At 70.1% G+C, this 23,892-nt stretch carries 24 protein-coding genes, 1 tRNA gene and 1 pseudogene; 17 read left to right on the forward strand and 9 right to left on the reverse strand.

Annotated elements, in window-relative coordinates; all coding sequences use genetic code 11:
• The first annotated feature begins 75 nt into the window (after positions 1 to 75).
• On the forward strand, positions 76 to 705 hold the full coding sequence (locus tag ABGA98_RS08205; RefSeq protein WP_347617540.1) for a GAP family protein: 630 nt from the start codon (positions 76 to 78) through the stop codon (positions 703 to 705).
• 57 nt (positions 706 to 762) lie between these two features.
• On the opposite strand, the gene ABGA98_RS08210 is transcribed toward ABGA98_RS08205, so the two are convergent.
• On the reverse strand, positions 763 to 1,155 hold the full coding sequence (locus ABGA98_RS08210) for an SHOCT domain-containing protein (RefSeq protein ID WP_347617541.1): 393 nt from the start codon (positions 1,153 to 1,155) through the stop codon (positions 763 to 765).
• A gap of 206 nt (positions 1,156 to 1,361) precedes the next feature.
• Positions 1,362 to 2,099, reverse strand: a complete 738-nt coding sequence (locus tag ABGA98_RS08215; RefSeq protein ID WP_347617542.1) for a hypothetical protein — start codon at positions 2,097 to 2,099, stop codon at positions 1,362 to 1,364.
• A gap of 405 nt (positions 2,100 to 2,504) precedes the next feature.
• On the opposite strand from ABGA98_RS08215, the gene ABGA98_RS08220 reads away from it, so the two are divergent.
• The 3 genes from ABGA98_RS08220 (at position 2,505) to ABGA98_RS08230 (ending at position 4,682) form a co-directional block, all read left to right on the forward strand.
• A complete protein-coding gene (locus ABGA98_RS08220; protein ID WP_347617543.1) occupies positions 2,505 to 3,689 on the forward strand; it encodes a helix-turn-helix domain-containing protein in 1,185 nt (394 codons plus the stop codon).
• Positions 3,690 to 3,839: 150 nt separating this feature from the next.
• Complete coding sequence (locus ABGA98_RS08225) at positions 3,840 to 4,241, forward strand: hypothetical protein (protein ID WP_347617544.1); 402 nt, start codon at positions 3,840 to 3,842, stop codon at positions 4,239 to 4,241.
• Positions 4,242 to 4,427: 186 nt separating this feature from the next.
• Positions 4,428 to 4,682: a helix-turn-helix domain-containing protein gene (locus ABGA98_RS08230; RefSeq protein ID WP_347617727.1), complete on the forward strand. Its 255-nt coding sequence runs from the start codon at positions 4,428 to 4,430 to the stop codon at positions 4,680 to 4,682.
• A gap of 46 nt (positions 4,683 to 4,728) precedes the next feature.
• Here the strand turns inward: ABGA98_RS08230 and ABGA98_RS08235 are convergent, their stop codons facing one another.
• Positions 4,729 to 5,712 carry a YafY family protein gene (locus ABGA98_RS08235; protein WP_347617545.1) on the reverse strand — a complete coding sequence of 328 codons (984 nt, stop codon included), beginning with the start codon at positions 5,710 to 5,712 and terminating at the stop codon, positions 4,729 to 4,731.
• Between the two features lie 59 nt (positions 5,713 to 5,771).
• Between ABGA98_RS08235 and ABGA98_RS08240 the strand changes: the two genes are divergently transcribed.
• Both ABGA98_RS08240 and ABGA98_RS08245 read left to right on the forward strand, forming a co-directional pair.
• Positions 5,772 to 6,359: a DinB family protein gene (locus tag ABGA98_RS08240; RefSeq protein ID WP_347617546.1), complete on the forward strand. Its 588-nt coding sequence runs from the start codon at positions 5,772 to 5,774 to the stop codon at positions 6,357 to 6,359.
• On the forward strand, positions 6,356 to 6,817 hold the full coding sequence (locus ABGA98_RS08245) for a VOC family protein (protein ID WP_347617547.1): 462 nt from the start codon (positions 6,356 to 6,358) through the stop codon (positions 6,815 to 6,817). The genes ABGA98_RS08240 and ABGA98_RS08245 overlap by 4 nt, the downstream gene beginning before the upstream one ends.
• Before the next feature lie 29 nt (positions 6,818 to 6,846).
• Here the strand turns inward: ABGA98_RS08245 and ABGA98_RS08250 are convergent, their stop codons facing one another.
• Positions 6,847 to 7,233: an STAS domain-containing protein gene (locus tag ABGA98_RS08250; protein WP_347617548.1), complete on the reverse strand. Its 387-nt coding sequence runs from the start codon at positions 7,231 to 7,233 to the stop codon at positions 6,847 to 6,849.
• Positions 7,234 to 7,482: 249 nt separating this feature from the next.
• Here ABGA98_RS08250 and ABGA98_RS08255 point away from each other — a divergent pair, with 249 nt between their 5' ends.
• The 3 genes from ABGA98_RS08255 to ABGA98_RS08265 all read left to right on the forward strand — a co-directional run bounded on the left by ABGA98_RS08255 (position 7,483) and on the right by ABGA98_RS08265 (position 9,424).
• A complete protein-coding gene (locus ABGA98_RS08255) occupies positions 7,483 to 7,830 on the forward strand; it encodes a MarR family transcriptional regulator (RefSeq protein WP_347617549.1) in 348 nt (115 codons plus the stop codon).
• A 75-nt stretch (positions 7,831 to 7,905) separates the two neighbouring features.
• Entirely contained in the window at positions 7,906 to 8,976 is a 1,071-nt protein-coding gene (locus ABGA98_RS08260; RefSeq protein WP_347617550.1) for a DUF6745 domain-containing protein, read from the forward strand.
• Positions 8,977 to 8,986: 10 nt separating this feature from the next.
• Positions 8,987 to 9,424, forward strand: coding sequence for a hypothetical protein (locus ABGA98_RS08265; RefSeq protein WP_347617551.1), 438 nt, complete (start codon positions 8,987 to 8,989; stop codon positions 9,422 to 9,424).
• Positions 9,425 to 9,432: 8 nt separating this feature from the next.
• On the opposite strand, the gene ABGA98_RS08270 is transcribed toward ABGA98_RS08265, so the two are convergent.
• The 3 genes from ABGA98_RS08270 to ABGA98_RS08280 all read right to left on the reverse strand — a co-directional run bounded on the left by ABGA98_RS08270 (position 9,433) and on the right by ABGA98_RS08280 (position 12,552).
• The gene (locus ABGA98_RS08270) at positions 9,433 to 10,419 is read right to left on the reverse strand and encodes an LLM class flavin-dependent oxidoreductase (protein ID WP_347617552.1); all 987 of its coding nucleotides are present in this window, start codon (positions 10,417 to 10,419) and stop codon (positions 9,433 to 9,435) included.
• Between the two features lie 92 nt (positions 10,420 to 10,511).
• On the reverse strand, positions 10,512 to 11,846 hold the full coding sequence (locus ABGA98_RS08275; protein WP_347617553.1) for a glycoside hydrolase family 6 protein: 1,335 nt from the start codon (positions 11,844 to 11,846) through the stop codon (positions 10,512 to 10,514).
• 139 nt (positions 11,847 to 11,985) lie between these two features.
• Positions 11,986 to 12,552 (reverse strand): TetR family transcriptional regulator, encoded by a 567-nt coding sequence (locus tag ABGA98_RS08280; protein WP_347617554.1) that lies wholly within the window; start codon positions 12,550 to 12,552, stop codon positions 11,986 to 11,988.
• A gap of 19 nt (positions 12,553 to 12,571) precedes the next feature.
• On the opposite strand from ABGA98_RS08280, the gene ABGA98_RS08285 reads away from it, so the two are divergent.
• The 8 genes and pseudogenes from ABGA98_RS08285 to ABGA98_RS08320 all read left to right on the forward strand — a co-directional run bounded on the left by ABGA98_RS08285 (position 12,572) and on the right by ABGA98_RS08320 (position 18,018).
• A complete protein-coding gene (locus ABGA98_RS08285; protein ID WP_347617555.1) occupies positions 12,572 to 13,246 on the forward strand; it encodes a transposase in 675 nt (224 codons plus the stop codon).
• A 148-nt stretch (positions 13,247 to 13,394) separates the two neighbouring features.
• On the forward strand, positions 13,395 to 15,203 hold the full coding sequence (locus ABGA98_RS08290) for an MDR family MFS transporter (RefSeq protein ID WP_347617556.1): 1,809 nt from the start codon (positions 13,395 to 13,397) through the stop codon (positions 15,201 to 15,203).
• On the forward strand, positions 15,200 to 15,610 hold the full coding sequence (locus ABGA98_RS08295; RefSeq protein ID WP_347617557.1) for a hypothetical protein: 411 nt from the start codon (positions 15,200 to 15,202) through the stop codon (positions 15,608 to 15,610). The genes ABGA98_RS08290 and ABGA98_RS08295 overlap by 4 nt, the downstream gene beginning before the upstream one ends.
• Entirely contained in the window at positions 15,607 to 15,843 is a 237-nt protein-coding gene (locus ABGA98_RS08300; RefSeq protein WP_347617558.1) for a hypothetical protein, read from the forward strand. Before ABGA98_RS08295 ends, ABGA98_RS08300 begins: the two co-directional genes overlap by 4 nt.
• 21 nt (positions 15,844 to 15,864) lie before the next feature.
• Positions 15,865 to 16,020, forward strand: a pseudogene (locus ABGA98_RS08305) (hypothetical protein); the annotation flags it as partial.
• Positions 16,021 to 16,049: 29 nt separating this feature from the next.
• The gene (locus ABGA98_RS08310) at positions 16,050 to 16,781 is read left to right on the forward strand and encodes a M15 family metallopeptidase (protein WP_347617559.1); all 732 of its coding nucleotides are present in this window, start codon (positions 16,050 to 16,052) and stop codon (positions 16,779 to 16,781) included.
• A gap of 10 nt (positions 16,782 to 16,791) precedes the next feature.
• Positions 16,792 to 17,637: an NUDIX hydrolase gene (locus ABGA98_RS08315; protein WP_347617560.1), complete on the forward strand. Its 846-nt coding sequence runs from the start codon at positions 16,792 to 16,794 to the stop codon at positions 17,635 to 17,637.
• 291 nt (positions 17,638 to 17,928) lie between these two features.
• Positions 17,929 to 18,018 (forward strand) — tRNA-Ser (locus ABGA98_RS08320).
• A 51-nt stretch (positions 18,019 to 18,069) separates the two neighbouring features.
• Here ABGA98_RS08320 and dnaE read toward each other — a convergent pair.
• Together dnaE and ABGA98_RS08330 are read right to left on the reverse strand one after the other, a co-directional pair.
• Positions 18,070 to 21,621: a DNA polymerase III subunit alpha gene (gene dnaE, locus ABGA98_RS08325; RefSeq protein WP_347617561.1), complete on the reverse strand. Its 3,552-nt coding sequence runs from the start codon at positions 21,619 to 21,621 to the stop codon at positions 18,070 to 18,072.
• A 94-nt stretch (positions 21,622 to 21,715) separates the two neighbouring features.
• Complete coding sequence (locus ABGA98_RS08330; RefSeq protein WP_347617562.1) at positions 21,716 to 23,869, reverse strand: AAA family ATPase; 2,154 nt, start codon at positions 23,867 to 23,869, stop codon at positions 21,716 to 21,718.
• Positions 23,870 to 23,892 lie beyond the last annotated feature (23 nt).

The following is a 23,892-nucleotide window of genomic DNA, read 5'->3' on the forward strand; positions in this document are numbered from 1 at the left end:
CAAGCCGGCAGAAGACGAGGTCTCCCGGGTAGCTATGGGCTTACGACGCCACCAAGACCCCGAGGGGGAGGCGTGATGGATCTGCAACTGCTGCCCTTGGCCATCACTATGATGGCGGGCCCTCAGATCATGTCGGCGATCATCCTCGTCACGCACAGGCAGGCGGTACGGATGTCACTGGCATACCTGGCGGGCGTCACGGTGGCCATGATCGTGGGCGTGGCGCTGACCCGTCGCATCGTCGCACTGCTCAGTGACAACATCTCGCTGGGCGACCCCGCCGACACCGGCTCGCTGGGCTCGGTCGTTCAACTCGTTCTGGTCGGCCTTCTGATGGTCCTGGCGGTCAGGAACTTCCGGACACGCGCGACGTCCGAAGCCCCCGCATGGCTCAGCACGCTCCTCGAAGCCGGACCCGGCCGAGCTTTCGTCGTCGGGCTGCTCCTGATCCTGCTGATGCCCACCGACATCGTGACCATGACCACCGTCAGCGTGCACCTCGAGCAGACCGGATCGCCACCTGCCGCAGCCATACCCTTCATGCTGGCCACGCTCATCTTGGCCGCTCTGCCGCTCCTGGGCTACCTGCTTTTCCGGCGCCGGGCGGAGACGGTCATGCCGAAGATCCGGGACTGGATGAACTCCCGCGGCTGGTTGATCAACATCGGCGCGTGCCTGCTGTTCATCGTCCTCATTCTGACGTGAAAGCCCCGGCGGGGGCGAGCACGCCACCCGGCCGGACCAGGCGGCGAGACGCACCGTTCACCTCGCCAAGACCTTGGCCTTGGCGTGCTCGTACTCCTCTGCGGTGAGTTCACCATGGTTCTTGAGATCGGCCAGACGAGTGAGTTCGTCGGCCTGGCCGGTCGTCCGTCCCAGGCGGCGTTCGACGGCTTCGTAGTAGCGGGACTCGCGTCCGGCCCTCACCGCGAGCTCTCTCTCGCCCATCCCCTTGCCGCGAGCGATCAGGTACACGAGGACGCCCAGCAACGGCAGCACGACGACGAAGATCGACCAGCCCGCCTTGCCCCAGCCACTCAGCCTGTCGTCGCGGAAGATGTCGATGATGATCTGGAAGAGCAGCATCAGCCACAGGACCCAGAGAAAGAACCACATCATCGTGAGGAAGATATTGAGCAACGGATAATCATCCATTGACCCTCGCCCCTTCCAGCTAGCCTTCCTGGCGTTTCTGGATCCGTCACCGGAGAGCCATGGAATCGTCAGTTATGCAGCCTCACCTATAGCCGCAGTCTACGAAACCCTCCCACTGCGGGCAAACCACCAATCAAGAAAACGCGCGAAACAGCACGAAATTTTAAGATGGATCACCTCGACTTTTCCCCGAAAGCCGCAGGAGATTACCGCGGTCGCATCAGGTCGAGGTCCTCGCCCCATGCGTCCAGCACCGCGCCGTGCCCGGCGCGCCGGGCCGCCGCCTCGACCTGGGCGAAGAGGCGCCGCTGCAGACGTACGTCGCCCGTTGCCGAGATGCGGTCGACGGCGTCCAGCAACATGCCGGTGTCCCAGCCCGGAAGTGGGTGCCGGGTGAGTTCCCATTCCAGGTACTTGTTGTAAGGGCGGGGCCGGCGGTCCATGGCGAAGAGCAACTCCAGCAGGAACCGGACGCTGTCGGCGGCGTCGAGGCGGGCGGCGAGCGCGTGTCCGTCGCGGTCGTTCTTGACGGAGCGGTAGAGCGAGTTGGCGTAGGCGTCGAGCCATTCGCCGCAGTCGCGGAACGCTTCGTCGGCGCCGAGCCGCGCCTTGGCAGCCAGGATCCGGGCGATGCCTCCGTCGAGGCGGTCGAGCACGATCCTGGCGCGGGCGAGGGCGTAGCGCTCGAAGCCGGGCATGCCGACCGTACGGAACTCGGCGAGGGAGACGATGACGAGGTCGAGTTCGGGGCTGCGGTGGCCCGCGAACCGGGTGAGATCCGTTGTGGCGCCATCGGCGAGGACGACGTACAGGTCGTGGTCGGAGTGTTCGGTGATCATGTCATCGTGGGCGCGGGAGCCCTTGAGGACGAGGCCGACCACGGCGGGGTCCGCTTCGGCGCGTTCGACGAACGCGTGGTAACCGAAGTGCTGGCGAGCGCGCATCGTGACCTCCGACAAGTAGGGAATGACCGCCGTCCCGTACGCATACTGACACCAAGTCCAGCAAGCTCCGGCCACAGTGCGGAGGAAACAGCGGCAATCCGCCTCCTCACAGAGAGTCATCCCTGTGGAAAATCCTTGGGCGTGCCATTGTTACCAGGCCCGCCCGAGCGCGCCGAGGCGGAATGCATCCACCTCGTGATCATCCGTCACGATTTCGGTCGTCACGAATCACCGGCCGTATGAAACTTTCACCGCACCCCATGGCCATAATGGGGACGCCCACCTTCCCCACCTGGTCACGCGCCGCTTTCCGGAAAATCAACTGATACGAAAGCACCCGGCCGACGAATACCGGACGCGCGTTTCAGGGAGACACGACCAATGGCGACGTCACGGGGAGAATTCATGGGCGACCTCTTCGGCATGCTCAAGAACCGGGTCGACGACAACGCGAGGAGAGTGGTGGACGCCTGCGTCGGCGAGCTCGCCGGTTTCCAGGCGATCGAGCCGAGAGCGCGGGCGTCGATGATGGAGTTCGCGGTCGTCGTACGGCAGCGGACGGCCGACCTGGCCGCCTCCGGCGAGCCGCTGCTGGAGAGTGACCTGGCCTTCATCGAGTCGGTCGGCGAGCAGCGCGGCATGCAGGGCGTGGCTCCGGGATGCCAGCGCGGCGCGCTCGCGCTGCACGCGGCCTTCACCATGCGGGAGATCTCCGAGGCGGCCGGCCCCGGCGACCTGACCGACACGATGCGCATGATCGACTGGCTGGCCCAGCAGGGCGCGGCGGCGCAGGCGGTCTACACCCGCGGCTACTTCCGGGGATATGAGCGCTTCCTGCCGACCGCATCGCGCGTCCACCTGCTGGCCACCATGGTGCTGCACGACGACCCCATGGCCGGCGGGCTGGCCGGCAGCCTCGGGGTGCCGGTGGCCGAGCACTACCTGGTCACGGTGGTCCGGGTGGCCACGGCGCCGCCGAAGGAGTGCCGGGAGGAGGTCGTGTGCACCCTGCTGCAGCGGCACCGCGTGCCGTTCGGGTGGCAGGAACCGGACGAGTTCGTGGCGCTCGTGCCGTACCACGGGACGCGGCCGGAGCACCGGGCGGCCGCGGAGAGGTCAGGACTGGCGCTGGCGCAGGCGGTCGCGGAGGGCGTGGGACGGCCGTGCTCCGTCGGCATCGCCCACGGACGCCGCCGCGCGCTCGTCCAGGCGGCCGCGCTGGCGCGGAAGGTCAGCCGGGTGGCGCCGATCGAGCGGGTGCCGCGCCGGTCGTACGGGGTGGCCGACGTGTTCGCGGAGCTCGGCGCGGTGGAGACGCCGCAGGTGGACCAGTGGTTACGGGAGACCGCGCAGCGGCTCGGCGACGGGCCGGAACTGGTGCCCACGCTGGACGCCTACTACCGCAACGACATGAACCGCCTGCGTACGGCCGAATCCCTGCACATCCACCCCCGCACCCTCGACTACCGGCTGCGGCGGGTGCGGGAACTGGTGGGGATCGAGCCGGGCTCCACGCACGGCGTACGGGTGCTGAGCACCACCGTCACGCGCATGCTGGCAGGCGCGTGGACCGAGCACGGCCTGGCCTGAGCGCGCCTTTTGACACCAGTGACAACCCTCCCCCGGCCGCCGCGGCGGAGATTTGCGGAAAGTGACGATGACCGGCGCTCACCGCTTGGCGAAAGTAGCACTGACAAGGCTCGGCCGGCCGCCAGGAAACCCAGCGAGAGGTTCGATCACATGACTGTACATGCGAGAAGAACGCTCATCGGCGTGCTGGCCGCGATCGCGGCGCTGTTGTTGTCTGTCGCGCTGCACACGGGTTCGGCCGCCGCGGCGCCCGAACGCGGGTTCACCGACCAGTCGACCGAGCTTTCCGACGCCCCGGGCGCCCGGGCCGGCAAGGACGGCGTGGTGTCCCCGGCCGCCACCTACTCGTGCTCCCGCAGCGTCCCCATCCCGGCGTACTACGTCGACATCGACTGCTCGGTGTTCAGCGGGGCGATCAGGGTCGTGGTGATCTGCTCCGACGGTTACCAGTTCGCCAGCCCGATCATCTTCGCCGGCTACCGGTTCACCGGGCGCGGCACGTGCGGGCCGCCGTGGACCGTACGGACCACGAACGTCGAGCAGGTGTTCTGACCGGGACATCCGTCGCCTGAGCCACCCGGGACCGCCGGGTGGCTCTTCCATGCCCCCCGTGACGGTCAGCCTTCCGGGTAGAAGAGGAACAACGTGCAGCCCGTCACCGTCTGCGGCACGTGCGAGGAGCCCGCGGGGGCGTGGATGAAGGAGCCGGCCGGGTAGTCCCCGGCCGCGCACGCGGGCCTGTCGGCGCGCACGCTCACCCGGCGGTTCGTCGACCAGCTCGGCACCAGCCCGGGGCAGTGGCTGCTCGCCCAGCGGATCGCCACCGCCCGGGGCCTGCTGGAGTCGTCCGGCCTCCCGTTGGACGCCGTCGCCCGCCGCGTCGGTCTCTCGTCGGCCACCAACCTCCGCAGGCCCCGTTGGCCGCGTTTCCGCTGCTGGTCGCGTTGTTGCTGTCCGTGGAGCCGTTCCCGTTCGCGAAGTTGCCGCCGTTGACGGGATCGTGCCCGCCGGCGCCTACCAGCCCGGCCAGTGGGGGTGATTACACCGGTCCGGCGTCGGCCGCGCCTGCCGCGAGCAGTCTGTCCGCCAGCTCGCGGCAGCGCCTGACGAGCTCCGGAGGCTCGAGCACCTCGAAGCCGTGCCCCAGCAGGAGCACGTGCATGAGCACGAGGTCGAGGTTGCCGCCGCCGCTGAGCACCTCGCACCGCCCGTCTCCGCGCGGTCGCACCACGGCCGCCGACGGCGGGACCTGCGCGCGCACCGTGCCGGCCGGGGCGTGCACGAGGAAGCGCGCCTGGTGCGGGTAGACCCGGCTCGCCACGCTCTCCTGCACGTACGCCGCCGCGTCGGGTGCCGCGCGCGGGCGGAAGCGCCAGGTCCTCGCCGTCACGCCGGCCATCCGGTCGACGCGGAAGCTGCGCCAGCCGTCGCGGTCGAGGTCGTAGGCGAGGAGGTACCAGCGCCGGTCGGAGGCGACGAGGCGGTAGGGCTCGACCCGCCGCCGTCGCACCTCGTCGCCTGACGGGTAGTCGAAGCCGGCCTCGACCTCGTCGCGGCAGGCTCGGGCCAGCGTCATGAGCACCTCGGGGTCGACCGGCGTGCGGCCCCCGCCGAACGACTCGACCGAGCCGGACAGGGCGCGGATCTCGTGCCGCAGCCGGGTGGGCAGCACCCGGTCGAGCTTGCTCAGCGCCCCCAGCGCGGCGTCGCCGGCGCCGGCCACCGCGCCGCCCGCGCCGGCCAGCAGCGAGACCGCGGTGGCGATGGCCTCCTGGTCGTCGAGAAGGAGCGGCGGCAGGTCCTGCCCGCGGCCGAGGCGGTAGCCGCCGCCGACGCCCTGGGTGGCGTGCACCGGGTAGCCGAGAGTGCGCAGCCGCTCGACGTCGCGGCGTACCGTGCGCGGCGTGACCCCCAGCCGCTCGGCGAGCTCGGGGCCGGTCCAGACCTGGCGCTGTTGCAGCAGCCCGAGCAGGGTGAGCACCCGCTCGGTCGTCCCACGCTCGTCACCGTTCACCACGTCCATGCCGTCAGCCTGCCAGATAGCGGACCGATGCTGTCCGCTAGGAGGGTGACGCTGACTCCATGGACGAACAAGCACCCGACTGGAACCGCACGCTGCGCGAGCAGGCGGAGTGGCACTGGAACCATCACCTCAGGCCCCGGTTCGACGGCCTCACCGACGACGAATACCTCTGGTCCCCCGTGCCGGACGCATGGAGCGTGCGGCCCCGCGGGACTTCGACGGCGCCCGTGCAGGCCGGCGCCGGAGATTTCACGATCGACTACGCCTTTCCCGAGCCGTCCCCCTCACCCTTCACCACGATCGCCTGGCGACTCGGCCACGTCATCGTCGGCGTGCTCGCCGTGCGCAACGCGGCGCACTTCGGCGCGCCGGCGGCGTCGTACGAGACCTGGGAGTACGCAGGCGACGCGGCCACCGCGCTCGACCAGCTCGAGACCCAGCTCGACGTCTGGCTGGCCGGGGTGCGGGGTCTCGGCGGGGACGGGCTGCTGGTGCCGGTCGGCGACAAGGAGCCCTACCCCGACGCGCCCATGGCCGACCTGGTGCTGCACATCCACCGCGAGCTGATCCACCATCTGTCCGAGGTCTGCCTGCTGCGCGATCTCTACCAGCACACGCGGAACGCCCCGAACGGAGCCGCCCGATGAGCCGCGAGATCCAGGTCACCTTCGACGCCCACGATCCGAAGGCGCTGTCGACCTTCTGGCGTGACGTGCTGGGTTATGTCCACCCCGGCCCGCCCGGGGCCGACCTGCCCGAGGGAGCCGATCCGCTGGCCGCGTGGGACGCCTTTCTCGAGCGCACCGGCGTGCCGGAGGAGCAGCGCAATATGGCGTCGGCCGTCGAGGATCCGGACGGCCGGGGGCCGCGGCTGTTCTTCCAGCAGGTTCCGGAGGGCAAAGTGGCCAAGAACCGCGTCCACCTCGACGTCCGCGCGGCCCCCGGGCTGGAGGGAGACGAGCGGATGGCGGCGCTGGAGGCCGAGTGCGACCGGCTCGTCGCGTTGGGCGCGACGCGCGTGCGCCGCCACGAACCCGACCTGCCGATGAGCGCCGGCTTCATCGTGATGGCCGACCCCGAGGGCAACGAGTTCTGTCTGGACTGACCCGCCCTCGCCGGAACGGGGGCGGCGCTTCAGGTGAAAAGGGTCAGGCCGAGCAGGCCCGCCAGGCGGCTCAGCTGCGGCTGAGCGTTGCAGATGACGGCTGAGCCGCCGGAGGCGAAGGACTGCAGGGCCCGGACGGCCGACACGTCGGCGAAGGAGACCCCGCTGAGGTCGATGATGAGGTGATCGTCGATGTAGCGGGCCTTGTTCAGCGTGCGCAGGACCTCTCCGCTGTTGCTGGAGTCGATCTCCCCGATGAGACGGACCGTGGAGGGCCCGGCGTTGACGGTGCAGGTGACCTGCAGGATGCGGTCCATGTACAACAGGTGCTCCGGCGTGGGCGGAGGCGCTGACAACACCATGTCGCCCTCGTCGGCGCACGAGGTGTCGACGATGGCGTGGTGGTCTCGGCGCACCTGCGGAGCCGCGTTCGTCGGGCGACGCGATCCAGAAGCCGGTCGCGGCTTGACGGTGTGCATCGTCGTGTGCGACATCGCATCCCCCCTGATCATCATGGGCTTTGAGCCTGGGCGAGCTGGACGCCTCAACGGTAAACTAGTAAGGACAATACCGGAATAGCTTTTCTGCATTCAAATTTCGTGCAACGAGATGCAGGCCAGCGTATGCTGCTGGTCAGCTCAACGCCGGGGAGGAGTCGCACAGGGATGGACAACGAGGGCGCACGTCGCGCAGCGTGGACGTTCCTGACCAACCATGCCCGGGTGCTCCTGGCGATCGCCGCCGACCCTCAGGTGCGGGTCCGTGACATCGCCGCATCCATCGGCATCACCGAGCGCGCGGCCCAGAGCATCGTCTCCGACCTGGAGGAATCCGGCTACATCCAGCGCAACAGGGTCGGCCGCCGCAACCACTACCAGATCTTGCCCGGCCTGAGCTTCCGACACCACACCGAGGCCGGCATGCCCGTGCAGGTGCTGATCGACATCTTCACACACCGCGATCTGCCCGATGGCAGCACCCCCGCGCGCAAGGAGCAGGGCCAGGCCTGTTAGCCGCTGGACACGGCCGACGCCGATCTGTCACCATTCATTCATGATCGTGAGAAAGGACGACGCCACCCGCATCCGGTGAGCGTCCACGCGCAGCGGGAAGCTGCCGCAATCCGCGAAGCATGGCTGGGCCGGGCGTTGTCGACGCGGCCCGCCGACCGTCCGGCCGCAGAGGCCGCCATCACGGGGCTCTACCGCCTGATCGGCCTGCCCCCACCCCGTTTCCACTGGGTCTCGTCGCCCGCCAAGGCCCTGGCCACCGCGCCGCCGGGGACCCGCGCCCGGGAGAGCATCGACCGCCTGGCCGAATGGCCCGTGCCCAGACGGCTGTCCACGCTGGCGAGCACGCTGCGCCACGAGCTCGACGCGCGGGCCAGACCGCGCCTGCAGCCGCTCGACCGGCTCATCCGCCGTACGACGTTCTTCCCGCTCCAGCGGTCCGTCACCAGCACCCTCGTCCCGGCGCTGAACGCGGCGCACGAGTCGCCGGTGCTCCGGCGCGGCTGGTACGACACGCTGTACGTCTCCTGGATCGCCGAGTACGACGCGCTGCGCCGTGCCGCCGGCGCGGTCTTCACCGGCGAGCAGCGGCGCCACCTCGGCCTGTGGACCGCCGCGACCACGTCGTGCGGCTGGTGGTGGCCCAGGGAGGACACGTGCGTGGTCTCCGAGCGTCCCGTCGCCCTGCACACCGAGGTGTGCGGCGAGAACGGCGAGGTCCGGCCGCACCGCGCGGACGGCCCGGCCGTGCGGTACGGGGACGGCTGGGACCTGCACGCCTGGCACGGCATGCCCGTGCCCGCCTGGGTGATCACGGATCCGAGCGTGCGGCGGATCGCGGACGAGCCGAACGTCGAGGTCAGGCGGTGCGCGATCGAGCACATGGGCTGGGCCGCGTACGTCGACCGGGCCGGGCTACGGCTCGTCGCCACCGCGCCCGACCCTGGCAATCCCGGCTGCGAGCTGCGGCTCTACGACATGCGAGGGGGAACGAGGGTGCTCCTCGCCGTCAACGGATCCGTCGAACGCGACGGCCACCGGCGCCGCTACGGGCTCACCGTGCCGGCCTTCGACGACCCGATCGCCGCCGCCGGCTGGACCTACGGGCTGTCCGCCGAGCACTACTCCCTGCTCCAGCGCAGAACCTGAGGTGATGACCATGAACGTGACTCTTGCTTCCCTGACCCGGCGGACCGGGCTCACCGTGCTCGACCACCTCGAGCAGTCGGTCCGCATCCCCGTCGTCGACGGCCTCCAGGCCCAGGGCGACCTCATCGTCATCCCGCTCGCGATGGTCGCCGGCTCGGTCAGGGCCCGGCACGACGCCGAGTGGGAACCCGTGCCGTCGGCGGGCGTCGAACTGCTGCGCGGCGAGGCCGGCGGCAACCCGCACACGCTCGTCGCCGACCCCGGAACGTGCCTGTGGACGAACGAGGTGCTGGACTCCGACCGGCTGGCGATCGGCATGTTCCAGGCGCACGCCACCGTCTACCTGCTGCACCCCGAGCACGGAGGCACGGGGTGCGCGCCAGGCACGTACGTGGTGCGGCGGCAGCGCGAGCGCGAGGGCCCCAGGATGCGCCTCGTCGCCGACTGACTCCGCTCTCAGGCGCGCAGCCCGTGGACCTCCGCGAGGAGCTCGGCCGAGCGCATCCAGGCCTTCCTGTCGACCGCGGAGAACGCGACGATCAGCTCGTCGGCCTGGGCGTGCCCGGCGAAGCGGGTGACGTACGCCTCGACCTCGGCCGGGTTGCCGACGGCGGAGTATTTGGCCATCTGCACGATCTGCTGCCCGGCCGGCGACTCCAGGATCATGTCGGCCTCCTCCTGCGTGAACGTGCGCCCCCGGCCGAGGAACCGGGTCACCCTGAGCCGCTTGGAGGCCAGGAACTGCTCCTCGGCCTCCTCCGTCGTCTCGGCGGCGATCACGTTGAGCGCCGCGATGACGTGCGGCCGGTCGAGCTGCGCGGACGGCTTGAAGTCGCGCCGGTAGACGGCCACGGCCTCCTCCAGCGCGTTGGGCGCGAAGTGCGAGGCGAACGCGTACGGCAGGCCGAGCGCCGCCGCGAGCTGGGCGCCGAACAGCGAGGAGCCGAGGATGTAGAGCGGCACGTCGGTGCCCTTGCCGGGCGTGGCCTCGACGCCGGGGATGCGGGACTCGCCCGTCAGGTAGCCCTGGAGTTCGAGCACGTCCTGCGGGAACGAGTCGGCCGAGGCGGGGCTGCGGCGCAGGGCCCGGAAGGTCTGCTGGTCGCTGCCCGGCGCCCGCCCGAGGCCGAGGTCGATGCGCCCGGGGTGGAGGGTCTCCAGGGTGCCGTACTGCTCGGCGATGGTCAGCGGCGCGTGGTTGGGGAGCATGACGCCGCCGGCGCCGAGGCGGATGGTGCTGGTGTGCGCGGCGACGTGGGCGATCAGCACGCTGGTCGCGGAGGAGGCGATGCTCGGCATGTTGTGGTGCTCGGCGTACCAGATGCGCTGGTAGCCGAGCTCTTCCGCGCGCTGGGCGAGCGCCACGCTCGCGGTGAAGCTGTCGCGCGCCGTCTCGCCCTCGCCGATGTGCGCAAGATCAAGAATGGACAGCGGCAGAGCCATGGGTACGCGCCTTTCGAGGAGTGCGGATGGCTCTGTGCAACATCGTGCGGGGCGCGGATATTTCGCCGGGCCCGGTCGGGCCCGGCGAATGATCAGGAGGCGGTGCAGGTGAGGGTGGACGGTGTGCCGTTCTGGCCGCTGTGAGAGGCGAGGAAGCCGAACGTGGTGCTGCCGCCCGCCGCCACGGCACCGTTCCAGCCGAGGTTGGTGACGGAGACGGAGCCGCCGCCGCCGCCGGACAGGGTGCCGTTCCAGAGCTGCGAGATCGTCTGCCCGTTGGGGAACGTCCAGCCGACCTGCCAGCCGCCGATCGGCGACGAGCCCGTGTTCGTGACGGTGACCTCGCCCTGGAAGCCGCCCTGCCACTCGCTCGTCACCTTGTACGTCGCCGTGCACCCGCCGGGGCCTGCCGTGGGCGTCACGGTGGGCGTCACGGTCGGCGTGACCGTGGGGCTGACCGTGGGCGAGGGCGCGGCCATGGCCAGGTCGTACGCCCGCTGCGGCACGAACTGCCCGGCGGTCGCGATGCACCCGTCGGCCTCGCCGGGCGGCTTGACCCACAGGAAGGCGGCGATCGCCGCGTCACCCGTGTCCGTGGTGCTCCAGATGCCCGTCGCGCGTCCGGGCGGGTCGCACCACTCGCTGCCGGAGGGGCCGTTGCCGTTGCGGCTGGTGTCGATGACCGCCTTCAGTCCGGACACGCCGGTCGCCGCGATCACGTTCTTCGCGTACGACACCAGGCCGGGTGTGGAGCGGTAGTTGGAGGTGTTGACCGCGATGCCGTCGGCGCTGCCGGCCACGTCGGCGCCGTTCAGCCTGGTCGCGGCCTCCGAGGCGGACAGCCAGGCGTCGTGCCCGATGTCGAAGTAGACCCTGGCCTGCGACGACGCGGCCTTGAACTTCTTGCCCGCGTACGCCATGGAGGCCTGGACCTGGGCCTGCTCGGAGGAGTTCATGCAGTTGGACATGATCGCCAGCGCGTCGGGCTCCAGCACGATGGTCGCCGGCCGGCCGCCGAGCCCGGCGGCGATCTGGTCGATCCAGCCCCGGTAGGCGGAGTGGTCGGGGGCGCCGCCCGCGCTGGGGCCGCCGCAGTCGCGGTTCGGCATGGCGTATACGACCATGATGGGGTTCTTGCCCGCCGCCGCTGCCGCGCCGACGTACGCGTCGACCTGGCCGCGCACGGTCGAGGGGTTGTACGTGGCGAACCACCTGCCCTGCGGCACGGCGGCGATCCGGTCCCTGATCACGGGGGTACGGCTGTCGCCCGGGTTCTCGGCCACCCATTCGGCGGCGTTCGTCTGGGGATCCACGTAGAAAGCGGAGTCGGCGGCCCTGGCTGTGGACGAGGAGAGGACGACCGCCCCCGCGGCGACCGTGGCGGCCGCGGCGAGGAGCACCCCCAACAGGGGCTTCCTGCGAGACATGGGTTTTACTCCGTCCGTCATGTGGGAGCGCTCCCACCGGCACCCCGGATGGTAGGGAGCCGTCACCGCCCGCACCAAGACATCGGATCGATCACCACGCCATCACCCCAGGTCAGAGCCGCCACGGGAGCTGAAACTTTCAGCCGGCCAAGCACGCCTCGAAGACCGCGGTGAGGCGGTCGACGTCGGCCCGCGTGGGTTCCCGCGGGCCGAGGCGGCGGCGGGTGGCGCCGATGCCGAGGAAGACCGCGGTGGCCATGCGGGCCCTGACCTGCGCGTCGGGGCCGTCGAGTCGCTCGGCGATGGGATCGAGCACGGCGGTGACGAGGCGCTCACGGGCCACGGCCCGTACCTCGGGGTGGGCCGCGGAACGTTCGAGCGCCCGCAGGATCGGGCTGTCCGGCGGTCGCCGCATGCGCTCGGCGGCGTATTCGGCCAGCTTGCGCGGCAAAGCCTCCGCGTCACCCTCGAACAACGTGTTGAGCGTCGGCTCGCCCTGCAGGACAGCGTGGAAGAGCCCGGCCTTGGAGCCGAAATAGCGGCCCACCAGGGCGACGTTGGCCTCGGCCGCCGCGGCGATCATGCGGACGGTCACCGTCTCGTAGCCCTGCTCGCCGAACAAGGTGCGGGCCGCCTGCAGGATGCGCTCGCGCGTGGCCTCCCGGTCGCGCGGCCTGGCTCCCGCCTCCGTTGCCTGGCCGTCCATCAGAGTCTCCCGAGGGTTCGTGGTGCTGTCGTGCGACGACGTGCCCGCCGGACCGCTGCCCGCCGCCGGCGCGGTCGCGGGGATCGACATGGGCGTGGCGTCGCTCGTCACGACCAGCGACGGACAGCATCTGAGCAACCCCCGTCACCTGGCCGCCTCCGCCGGCCGGCTGGCCGCCGCTCAGCGGGCTCTGGCCCGGAAGAGGCGGGGTTCCAAGCGGCGGCGCAAGGCGGTGGCCCGCGTGGCCGCGCTGCACGCCAAGGTACGCAGGCAACGTCTGGACGGCGCGCACAAGGCCGCGCTCGCCCTGGTCCGCATCTATGACGTGATCGTGCACGAGGACCTGCGGATCGCGAACATGACCCGCTCGGCGTCCGGCAGGATCGAAGCTCCCGGCCGGAATGTCGCCGCCAAGTCCGGCTTGAACCGGTCGATCCTGGACGCGGGCTGGGGGGTGTTCCTGACGATCCTCGCGCACAAGGCTGAAAGCGCCGGTCGCACGCTGATCGCGGTGAACCCCGCCGGCACCTCCCGCACCTGCGCCCGCTGCGGGCACAGCGCGAAGGAGAACCGCGTCACCCAGGCCGACTTCGCCTGTACGGCGTGCGGGCATGCCGCGCACGCCGACGTGAATGCGGCGGTCAACATCGTGAGGGCAGGGCTTGCCCTTCGCCAGGCTGCGGAAGCGGCTTAGCGAGAAGCCGCTCCCTTCAGGGAGCGGAGGAGTCACACCAGAACTCTAGTCGGCGGCGGCGCGCGACCCGCCGACCCACTTGCCGCACGGCTAGTAAACGAACGTATACTCCACTGGGTCACGACTTTTTCAGGGGGGATGTGGTGTCTTGGTAGCCCAGGCACATACCGCGACCCCCACGAAGCGGCAGTACACCCACCGCGAAATCCTCGAGATCATGTCCGGGCTGATGCTCGCGATGCTCACGTCGATGATCTCGACTTCCGTGGTGGGCACCGCGCTGCCGACGATCGTGGGGGAACTCGGCGGTCAGGATCAGTACTCGTGGGTCGCGAGCGCGACCATGCTGACGATGACGGTCTCCACACCGTTGTGGGGCAAACTGTCCGACCTGTTCGGGCGCAAGCTGCTCTTCCAGACCGCCCTGGGGTTGTTCGTGGCCGCGTCGGTCCTCGCCGGAATGTCGCAGGACATGGGGCAGCTCATCGCGGCGCGGGCCGTACAGGGGCTGGGCGTCGGCGGCCTGTCGGCGCTGTCCCAGGTGATCCTCGGTGACATCGTCTCGCCCCGAGAGCGCGGCCGCTACTCCGGCTACATGGGAGCGGTCTTCGGGATCTCCACGGTCGCGGGCCCGCTGCTCGGCGGGTTCATCGTGGACGCCGACTGGCTGGGCTGGCGCTGGTGCTTCTACGTCGTCGTGCCGTTCGCCATCGTGTCCTTCCTGGTGATCCAGAAGGTGCTGAAACTTCCGGTCGTCAAGCGGGAGACCTCGGTCGACATCTGGGGCGCGACGACCATCACCGCCGGCGCGAGCGCGCTCATGCTGCTGCTGACGCTCGGCGGCAACGAGTTCGAGTGGAACTCTGCGTGGACGTACTTCCTCGCCGCGATCGCCCTGCTCATGCTGGCGCTCGCCGTGTTGTCCGAGCGGACCGCGCGCGACCCGATCCTTCCGCCGCGGTTGTTCCGCAACCGTACGTTCGTGCTCACCAGCCTCGCCTCGCTGTTCGTCGGCGTGGCGATGTTCGGCGCCATGATCTACCTGCCGCAGTACCTGCAGATCGTCAAGGGCCTCAGCCCGACGGACTCGGGTCTGATGACGCTGCCCATGGTGGCGGCGCTGTTCGTGTCCGGCGTGATCTCCGGGAAGATCGTCACCCAGACCGGCCGGTGGAAGCTGTTCCCGGTCGCGGGCCTGCTGGTGGTGGCCGCCGGGCTGCTCCTGCTGTCCAGGCTGCACGTCGACTCCAGCGAGTGGCTCATCGGGTTCGACGTCGCGGTGCTGGGCACCGGGCTCGGCATGTCCATGCAGATGCTCATCCTGGCCGCCCAGAACGGCTCCGAGCCGCGTGACATGGCCTCCACCACGTCGGGTGTGTCGTTCTTCCGCTCGCTGGGCGGCGCCGTCGGCGTGGCCGCGTTCGGCGCGATCCTGACCAACCGGCTCAAGGACGAGATGGCCGAGATGCTCAGGGCCGCGAACATCGCGCTGCCCGGCGGCTCCGATGTCAAGCTCGGCAGCCCCGACGCCATCCAGCGGCTGCCCGAGCCGATCAAGCACATCGTGCTGGAGTCGTTCACGCGCGGCCTGGAGACCGTGTTCATGGTGGGCGTGCCCATCGCCCTGCTCGGGTTCGTGGCCACGATCTTCCTCAAGGAGCTGCCGCTGCGCGGGTCGACCATGGCGGCGGCGCCCGAGCCCAAGCCGCTCAGCAAGGACGACCTGGTGCTGGCCGGGCTGCTGCTGGAGCTCGTGGCCCAGCGCATCGAGCGGACGAACGGCCAGCGTTCCGCGCTGCTCGCCGCGGTCGCGAGGATGGCGCCGCCGGACGGCCGCTCCGAGCGGGAACGGGCCAGGTCGGTCGCCCAGGACGTGTTGCGGCCCACCTCGCGCGCCCTGATCGCGCAGGCCGCGCCACCGGAGAAAGACCTTGTCACGAGAGGAATCTCGCAATGATTCGCACGTTTGTCGGCGCCGTCACGGCCGCCCTGGCCACCCTGGCCGGGTTGTGGCTGATGATCGCGCCTTTCGCCCTCGGCACCCAGCCGGAGGCCGGCGACTGGACGGACGCCACCCGCTCCGAGTTCTTCACCGGCCTCGGCGTGGCCGTCGTGGGCCTGGCGGGCGCGATCGCGTTCGCGCTGGCCATCCACGCGGACCTGGTGGCCCGCGGCCTGGTGGAGGTCAGGCAGCGCGCCCCCGAGCCGGCGCCCGAGCCGGTGCCGGCCCCCGCGCCGCAGGCGTCGTCCGCGGAACTGGCCACCCTGCTCGCCCCGCTCGTCGAGGCGCTGCGTGAGGACCTGAACAACACCCCTCGCCCGAACGGCAAGGGCTCCCTGATGGGAGTGGAGGAGAACCGGTGAAGGCCAAGGTGGGCGTATCCGCCCTCGTCCTGTTGTTCCTCGGCGGCCTGTGGCTCGTCGCGGCCCCGTTCGTCGTCGGCTACCAGCCCCGCGGCGCGGCCTACGCGGACGCGACCGTCAACGACCTGTGGCTCGGCGGCTCGATCGCCGCGCTCGCGTTCGTGTCCCTCGTGTTCTACGTGGCCGACGCCCTGCGCGAGCTCACCCGCCGCGGCAGGCACGCCGACACCTGACGAGAGACCAGCCGTGTTCGGCGGTGGCACGGACCACCCTCACGGGGAGCCGTGGGAAGGCCGGCGCCTACCGTGGCCGACGCCATCGTGGTGGGCCGCTCGCGCTCCCGCCTGGGCGGCTCGGTGGCGGCCAAGCTGGCCAAACGGGCTCGCCGTACGGTGCTGATCGTCCCCTGACCTGCTCCGACGTCGCATATGGTGGCCAGATGAAACGTACTGCCGCCATGGCGTTCGTGGTGCTCGCGTCCGTTTCGTGCGGGGCTCAGGAGCAGGGCGCCTCGCCCGCGACCTCCGTTCCCGTCCCTCCCGCGTCCGATCCGGCACACGAGACGTCCAGGCCCGTGGCCGTCACGCCCACGCCGGCAGACCCGCCGCCGTTCAGCGCCAAGGTCTCGCGGGTCACCCGCGACCGCCTGCCGTACTCCTGGAAGGCCGGCTGCCCGGTCTCCTACCGCGACCTGCGGCTGGTCACGCTGACGTACTGGGGGTTCGACGACAAGCCGCACACCGGGGAGCTGGTGGTGCGCAAGACGGTCACCGACGACATCGTGACGGTCTTCGAGAAGCTGTACGACCAGCGCTGGCCGATCAGGAAGATGAAGCTGGTCGACGCGTACAAGGCGGACGACTACGACTCGATCGACGCCGACAACACCTCCGCCTTCAACTGCCGCCGGGCCACCGGATCGAGCAATTGGTCCAATCACGCCTACGGGGAAGCAATAGACATCAATCCCCGCGAGAACCCATATGTCACCGCCAGTGGCAACACCGCACACCAGAATGCGAAAAAGTTCACTAAGCGCCCAACTAAGGGTAAAGGTGTGATAAATCCTGGTGACAAGGTCGTCAAGGCGTTCGCCCGGGTCGGCTGGGAGTGGGGCGGCTACTGGTCGGGCACCAAGGACTACCAGCATTTCTCCAAGGGCGGAGGCTGAGCATCACGCCATGACGGCCAGAGACGGCGACGGCTGGACCGAATGCGCCCTGGGGCACCGCCACTGGGGCATCCACGGCGCGTCGGGGCTTCTCGTCGTCCACCATGACGACCGCGGCGTCCCGCACGTGCTCATGCAGAAACGCGCCGTGTGGAGCCACCACGGCGGCACGTGGGGCCTGCCGGGCGGAGCCCGCGACAGCCACGAGGACGCCGTCACCAGCGCGCTGCGCGAGGCCCGCGAGGAAGCAGCGCTCGCCGGCGACGCGCTCCGCGTGCAGGGCGTCTACCTCGACGACCACGGCGGGTGGGCGTTCGAGACGGTGATCGCCGAGTCGGCCGAGCTGCTGGCCGCGGCGCCCGCCAACGCCGAGAGCGACGAACTGCGCTGGCTGCCGCTGCCCGAGGTCACCGGCAGGAACCTCCATCCGGGCTTCGCCGCGACCTGGGGCGAGGTGCAGGCGGCGATCAAACCCGAGATCATCGTGCTCGACGTGGCCAACGTCGTCGGCGCGCGGGCCGAGCACGGCTGGTGGAACGACCGGCTCGGCGCCGCGACCCGCCTGCTCCAGGACGTCTCACGGCACCGGCTGGCGCATCCGGTGCTGGCCCAGTGGTTCCCCAGGATGGTGGCGGTCGTCGAGGGCGCGGCGCGGAACGCGCCGGACGTGCCGGGCATCCAGGTGGTCGCGGCCACCGGCAGCGGCGACGACGCGATCGTCGACGTCGTGCGCAGGGCCAGGCCGTGGCAGCGCATGGTCGTCGTCACCGCCGACCGAGGGCTGAAGGAGCGGGTCGGCGCGCTGGGCGCCGAGACCATGGGCCCGAAGTGGCTGCTGGCCCAGCTCGGCACGTAGGCCCCGCCAGGGGCCCGGGCGAAGCGGGTCAGCGGTCGGTGGACGCGACCCTGTGGACAGCGGCCCCGAGGCGCGTCAGCCGTCGGCGGACGTCGATCATCAAGGAGTACGTCGAGAGCCAGAAGCGGCCAGGCTGAGCCACCCGCAGAGACCGACTGTCAGAGCACCGCTCGGGCCTGGGAGCCCTCCCGCGCTGTCGTTTCCTCCCGGGCGCAAACGCCCGGGGTTCCACGCCAGATCACGCTGAACGTACACCCCTGCCACCACAGCCGCTATCGTGGGTTCCGCACAGGAGGGTTCGCATAGTGGACGAGTGCAGCCGCCTTGAAAGCGGCCAGGTCAGCGATGGCCTCGTGGGTTCGAATCCCACACCCTCCGCCAGGTGATGTCCCAGGCCCCCGGACCCACACAGGCCCGGGGTCTCCCGCCGGTTCACAACGTGATCGCCTCCGGCCCCAGCAGCGCCTTCACGTCGGCGGCGAAGCTGGGCTCCGCGTTGACGGGGAAGTCCGGCACCGCGAGCACCATGGTCTTCCCGGCCGGGCGCTTCAGGTTGATGTGCAGCGGCACCTTGCCCTCGTGCAGCTTCAGCACCTGCCGGAGCTCCTCCAGCAACTGCGGGGTGACGCGTTCCTCCCTGAGCAGGAGGGTGATCGGGGCGCCGTCACTGTTGACGCCGGACACGTCGACCAGGGTGAGATCCGTCGCGAAGATGCTGATGGCGCCGTCCCGGTTGTTGATCTGGCCGCGGACGGCCACCACGCTGTCCTCACGCAGCGAGTCGGCGTACAACACGTAGCTCTTGGGGAAGAACAGGCACTCGACGGCGGCGTCCATGTCCTCGACCGTGGCGATCGCCCAGAGGTTGCCGGCCTTGTTGACCCTCTTGTCCACCTTGGTGACGAGGCCGCACACGCTGACGTCGCCGCGGTCGTCGCGGCCGGATTCGAGCAGGTCGGCGATCGTGGTGTCGCGGTTCCTGGCCAGGAGCCGTTCCGTGCCGGCCAGGGGGTGATCGGAGACGTACAGGCCGAGCATCTCCCGCTCGAAGTCGAGCTTCGTCTTCTTGTCCCACTCCGTGTCGGGGACCGTGACGGTGAAGGCGTCGTCGGCGCCCGCGTCGGCCAGCCCGCCGAACAGCGAGTCCTGGCCGTGCGCTTCCTGCTTCTTGATGCCGCTGACCTGGTCGACGGCCTGTTCGTGAACCATGAGCAGGCCCTTGCGCGGGTGGTCGAGCGAGTCGAACGCCCCTGCCTTGATCAACGATTCGATGACCCGCTTGTTGCAGGCGGCCAGCGGGATCTTGCCGAGAAAGTCGTTGAAGTCCCGGTAGAGGCCCTTCTCCTTGCGGGCCTTGACGATCGCTTCGACGACGTTCTCACCGACGTTGCGGACCGCGCCCATGCCGAACCGCACCTGGGTGTCGCCGACCGCGACGAAGTCGAGCTGGCTGTCGTTGACGTCCGGAGGCAGGACCTGGATGCCCATCTTGCGGCACTCGGCGAGGTAGACGGCCGCCTTGTCCTTGTCGTCTCCCACGGAGGTCAGCAGGGCGGCCATGTACTCGGCGGGGTAGTTGGCCTTCAGGTACGCGGTCCAGTAGGCGACCAGGCCGTATCCGGCGGTGTGGGACTTGTTGAAGGCGTAGCCGGAGAACGGCAGCATGACGTCCCACAGGGCCTGGATGGCGTCGTCGCTGTAGCCGTTGCCGCGCATGCCCTTCTGGAAGTTGGCGAACTCCGCGTCCAGGATCTCTTTCTTCTTCTTGCCCATGGCGCGGCGCAGCAGGTCGGCGCCGCCCAGGGTGTAACCGGCCAGCTCGCGTGCGACGGCCATGATCTGCTCCTGGTAGACGAGCAGGTGGAACGTCGGGCCGAGGATCGGCTCCAGAGCCTCCTTCAGCTCCGGGTGGATGGGCTCGATGTCCTGCCGGGCGTTCTTTCTGTGCGCGTAGTTGGTGTGCGCGTTGGCCGCCATCGGGCCCGGCCGGTACAGGGCGAGTACGGCGGCGATGTCCTCGAACCGGGTCGGCTCCATGAGTTTCAGGAGCTGGCGCATCGGCCCGCCGTCGAGCTGGAACACGCCCAGCGTGTCCCCGCGCGCCATGAGCTGGTACGTCTTCGCGTCGTCGAGCGGGATCGTCAGGGTGTCGAGCGTGATGCCCCGGTTCTGCTCGATGATCTTGATGGCGTGGTCGATGATGCCCAGGTTGCGTAGCCCCAGGAAGTCCATCTTGACCAGGCCCATGTCTTCACACGACGGGTAGTCGAACCCGGTGATGATCACACCGTCTTTGTCCCGCCGGTGCAGGGGGATCAGGTCCATCAGCGGCGCCGAGGACAGGATGACCGCGGCCGCGTGCACACCGGTGCCGCGGATCAGACCCTCGATGCCGCGGCCGGTGTCGATCACCTTCTTCACGTCCGGGTCGCTCTCGTACAGCGCGCGGATCTCGCCGCCCTCGTTGTAGCGCGGGTGGTCCTCGTTGAACATGTCGGCCAGGGGGACGCCCTTGCCCATGACGTCCGGCGGCATCGCCTTGGTGATCTTGTCGCCGACGGCGAACGGATAGCCGAGGATGCGCGACGCGTCCTTGACGGCGGCCTTGGCCTTGATCGTGCCGAACGTGTTGACCTGCGCGGTCATCGCGCTGCCGTACTTGTCGGTGACGTAGTTGACCATCCGGTCCCGGTGGCGGTCGTCGAAGTCGAGGTCGACGTCCGGCGGGTTGATCCGCTCCGGGTTCAGGAACCGCTCGAACAGCAGGCCGTGCTCCAGCGGGTCGAGCTCCGTGATCCGCGTGGCGTAGGCGACGATCGATCCGGTGGCGCTGCCACGACCGGGACCGACCGGGATGCCGTTATCCCGCGCGTAGCGGCAGATGTCGGCCACCACGAGGAAGTAGGAGGAGAAGCCCATCGGCCCGATGACCTTCATCTCCGTCTCGTACCGCTCCATCACCTCGGCGGGGACCGGGGCGCCGTACCGCATCTCCAGGCCGCGCTCCACCTCCTGGCGAAGCCACGACTCCTGCGTCTCGCCCTCGGGCACGTCGGGGTAGTCGGGCATCCGGTCCACCTGGGCGAACACGTCGCTGTAGTCGCCGACCATCTCGGCGACGAGCAGCGTGTTGTCGCACGCCTCCGGAAGCTCGGAGAACAGCGCGTACATCTCGTCGGCGGGCTTGAGGTAGTAGCCCGAGCCGTTGAACCGGAACCGGTTGGGGTCGTCCTTGTTCTTGCCGACGCCGACGCACAGGAGGCTGTCGTGGGCGTCGGCCTGGTCCTCGGTGACGTAGTGGGAGTCGTTGGTGACCAGCAGCGGGATGTCGAGCTGCCTGGCCAGCCGCAGCAGGTCGGCCCGCACCTCCCGCTCGATGTCGATGCCGTGGTCCATCAACTCCAGGAAGTAGTTCTCCTTGCCGAAGATCTCCTGGTATTCGCCGGCGACCTTGACGGCCTCGTCGTACTGGCCGAGCCGCAGACGCGTCTGCACCGCGCCGGACGGGCAGCCGGTGGTGGCGATGATCCCGGCCGCGTGCTGCGAGACCAGCTCCTGGTCCATGCGGGGCTTGCCGTAGTAGCCCTCGACCGAGGCCAGCGACGACAACCGGAACAGGTTACGCAGCCCGTCCGCGTCCTTCGCCCACATGGTCATGTGGGTGAACCGGCCGCCGCCGGAGACGTCCTTGCCGCCCTCGCCGTCCGCGACACCGGTCTCCGCGCGAGAACCCCAGAAGACCGGTTTCTTGAAGAACCGGGATCCGGGCGCCACGTACGCTTCGATCCCGATGATCGGCTTGACCGGGCTGTCCTTCGCCACCTTCTGGAACTCGTACGCACCGAACATGTTGCCGTGGTCCGACATGGCGATGGCCGGCATGTCGAGCCGCGCTGCCTCTTTGAACAGCGGTTTGATCTTGGCCGCACCGTCCAGCATGCTGTATTCGGTATGCACGTGCAGGTGCACGAACGACTTGCTCACCCGTCCCCCGATCCCACTTCGCCCGACCTGTCGCCTGAGCCTATTGCGTCTCACGGGACGGATGACGCCTGCCGCTAGGCAGGCGCCCGGGGCATCACTCGGGGACGCCCGCGAAGCCGTCGCCCACGCTGGCGGCCAGCTGCAGGTAGGCGTCCCTGGTGGGCTCCTGGAGCCGGTCCAGGTCGATCTCCGCGCCCTCCTCCAGGTGCGGGTCGTACGGCACCCGGATCACCGCTCGGCACCTGGCGGCGAAATGGGCCTCCAGCTTCTTGATGTCGACCGCCGACTTCGAGCGCGGCCTGACGCTGCACAGCACCACGGTCGCGTTCTTCACCAGATCGCCGTAATGGTGCGCCTCCAGCCAGTCGAGCGTCGCCGACGCCGCCCTGGCGCCGTCCACGGACGGGGAGCTGACCAGCACGATCTGGTCGGCGAGCCCGAGCACGCCGCCCATGGCGGAGTGGAGCAGGCCGGTGCCGCAGTCGGTGATGCAGATGGAGTAGAAGTTCTCCAGCACCTGGGAGACGTCCTGGTAGTCGTCGCCGCTGAACGCCTCGGAGACCGACGGGTCACGGTCGGAGGCGAGCACCTCCAGCCGCGACGGCGCCTGCGAGGTGAACGCCCTGATGTCGACGTAGCGCTTGACCTGGTCGCGCTCGTTGAGCAGGTCACGCACGGTCGCCGAGGTCTCCAGGACGAGCTTGTCGGAGAGCGTGCCCCTGTCGGGGTTGGCGTCCACGGCGATGACGCGGTCGCCGCGGATCTGGGCGAGGGTGGCGCCCAGGCCGACCGTGGTCGTGGTCTTGCCCACTCCGCCCTTGAGGCTCAGCACGGCCACGCGGTGGTGCCCGGCGGTCACCGGAGTGCGGGCCCTGGTGACGAGCTCGCGGCGGCGGCGCACCTCTGGGGGTTCGCCCGGCTTGATCCAGCCTCCCGACGCCTTGTAGACCACGCGGCGCCACCCCTTGGAAGGAGCGTTACGCCGTCCGCGGAGCAGGGACTCCGGGTCGAGGCTCTCGGCCGTCGGCCTCCCGGTGACCGGGGGTCTGGGCGGGGCGCTGAAGACGGGCGCCGGGGCGGGGCGGCGACGCGGCGGCGCCGGCGGGATGTCCCGGTCCGCGGGGCGCCAGTCGGGCTGGTCGGCCCAGGGCGAACCCTCCTGCTCGGCGGGACGCTCCCGCCGCTGATCGTCGTGGGGCGGGCGGTCCTGGCGCTGGGAGCGCTCCAGCCGCAGGGGACGGTCCTGGTGCCGAGGACGGTCCTCCTGGACCGGCTCGGCCCACGGAGAGCGCTCATCGGGCTGCGGACGCTCCTCTGGCTGCTGCTCGGGCTCGGCCCGCTGCTCGGAGCCGGTCCACTGCGGCCCGGAGTCGGCCCGCTGCTCGGGACCGGTCCACTGCGGCCCGGAGTCGGCCCGCGGCTCGGGACCGGTCCACTGCGGCCCGGAGTCGGCCCACCGCGGGCTCTCGTTCCGCGGCAGGGTCTCGTCGGAACCGGTCCACCGCGGGGCCTCGTTCCCTGGAAGGGTCTGCTCGGATCCGGAGGACCACTGCGGAGGCTCGCTCTTGGGGAGCGTGCTCTCCCAGGCGGGCTTCTCCTCGTCGGCCGGCTTCTCCTCCGCCTGCTTCTCCGCGCGTGAGGTCTCCTCCGCGCGTGAGGTCTCCTCTGCCGCGGCCGGCTGCCGGGCCGTCAGCGGATCCTCCACAGCCGATCCCTCGGCCGGCTGGGTGGACGGCGCCGGGGACGGGGATGACGCGGACGGCTCAGCGGGCGGCGGCCACTCGGATGGCGTGGGCCACGGATCGTCCGCCGGCTCCGCCGTCTTGTCCTTGCCGGCCGTCTCCGGCGGCGCGAACGACAGCGTGAAGGTCTCGGTGTCGTCGGGGCGCGGCAGCGGCTTCAGCGGGGTGTTGAAGGGGTCGTCCGCGGGCGGCGCGGGCGGCTCCTCCTTCTTGGCGACTCCGGCTTCACCGAGCCACTCCCCGGCCTCGCTCTCCCCTTCGGGTACGTTCTCGGCCGCTGCCGTGCCGTACACGGAGTCGACGGCCGCGCGGAACAGCGGCGGGGTCGGCGTCTCGTGCTGCTGGGGCACCAGCGACCACGGGTCCTGGGGGTACGGCGAGGCGACCGGCTCGTCGGCAGACGCGGTCGAGACGCTGACAGAGACGGGGGTCTCCTCCGTCTCCTTGATCGCGTCAAGCCAGGCCAGCTGTTCCTCGAGAGATTCTTCTCGATCGTGTCTTGCCACCGTGTTCCCCCTCGGGTGGGTCT

This window comes from Nonomuraea sp. B1E8 (genome assembly GCF_039871515.1).
Taxonomy (GTDB): Bacteria; Actinomycetota; Actinomycetes; order Streptosporangiales; family Streptosporangiaceae; genus Nonomuraea.